The 1,457-nt window shown below is 68.4% G+C and carries 1 protein-coding gene; it reads right to left on the bottom strand.

Translation table 11 applies throughout. The features are described from left to right. A partial coding sequence (locus tag AB0J09_RS64620) for a condensation domain-containing protein (RefSeq protein WP_360714389.1) occupies positions 1-1,439 on the bottom strand: 1,439 nt, incomplete at its 3' end. Positions 1,440-1,457: the final 18 nt, after the last annotated feature.

Raw genomic sequence — 1,457 nt, 5'->3', positions numbered from 1 at the left:
CCCGGATCCTCAGCGACCGCACCCAACAACCGCACCAGATGACCCGCAAAGCGCTCCACCGTCGACCGATCGAACAGCGCCGTGCTGTACTCGAGGGTTCCGCCCTTGTCTCCGAGGGCGAGGTTGAGGTCGAACTTCGCGACCGTGGCGCGCACACTGACCTCTGTAGCGCTCAGCTCCGATTCCGGCCCGCTATCCGCATTGTTGGAGTCGTAGTTGAACAGCACCTGGAACAACGGGGTGCGCGAGCGGTCGCGTTCGGGGGCGAGGGCGTCGACGACCTGCTCGAACGGCACGTCCTGGTGGGCGTAGGCGCCCAGCGCCTCGTGCCGCACCCGGCCGATCAGCTCGGTGAAGGTGGGGTCGCCGGACAGATCGGTGCGCAACACCAGCGTGTTGACGAAGAACCCGATCAGGTCTTCGATCTCGGCCCGGTTGCGGTTGGCGATGGGAGTGCCGACCACGACGTCGTCCTGGCCCGCGTACTTGCCCAAGAGCACGGTGAAGGCCGACAGCAACGTCATGAACATCGTTGCGCCAGACTGCCGGGTCACCGCCTCCAGCGTGGCCACCGTCTCCTGGGGGACCTCGAAGTCGACCATGCCACCCGCTGAGGTGCGCACGGCGGGACGCGGCCGGTCCGTCGGCAGCTCCAGCGCCGGAGCTTTGTCCAGCCGCTCACGCCAGTACGCGAGCTGGCCCTCCAGCACCTCGCCCTGGAGCCAGTCACGTTGCCAGACCGCGAAGTCGGCGTACTGCACCGGCAGCGGAGCCAGCGGCGACGGCTCTCCGCGCGAGAACGCCTCGTAGAGCGCGGTCAGCTCCCGGCCGAGCACCCCGGCCGACCAGCCGTCGGACACCGCGTGGTGCAGGCACAGGCTGAGCACGTGATCGTCGGCTCCGAGGCGGATCAGCCGTCCTCTGAACATCGGCCCGGCGGACAGGTCGAACGGCGTCACGGCGTCGGCGGCCACCAGTTCTTTCGCCTGCGCGAACCCGTCGGGCTCACCGTTGAGGTCGACGACCTCCAGTCCGAACCCGGTGGGCGGGTCGATGACCTGGTAAGCGACCCCATCAGTGGCGGCGAACCTGGTGCGCAGCACCTCGTGCCGCTCCACGACCACATCCAACGCAGCACTCAGCGCCTCGACGTCGAGCGCACCCGCCAGCCGCAGCGCGATGGGCACGTTGTACTCGGCCGAGCCCGGCTCGAGCTGGTCCAGGAACCACAACCGCTGCTGCGCGAACGACAACGGCAACAGGCGATCGCGACTGATGGCCGTGATGGGGGGTGCGGTGTCCGGGGCCAGAGCCTCGATGACGTCGATGAGGTCTCCGACGGTCGGGTGGTCGAACAGGGCCGCCAGCGGCACCTCGACCCCGAACACCGCCCGCACCCGCGAAATCACCTGCGTCGCCAGCAGCGAATGCCCACCCAACTCAAAGAAATTGTCCCC

It is taken from the genome of Nonomuraea sp. NPDC049784 (genome assembly GCF_040659615.1).
Lineage (GTDB): Bacteria > Actinomycetota > Actinomycetes > Streptosporangiales > Streptosporangiaceae > Nonomuraea.
This window is presented reverse-complemented; position numbering and strand designations above follow the sequence as displayed.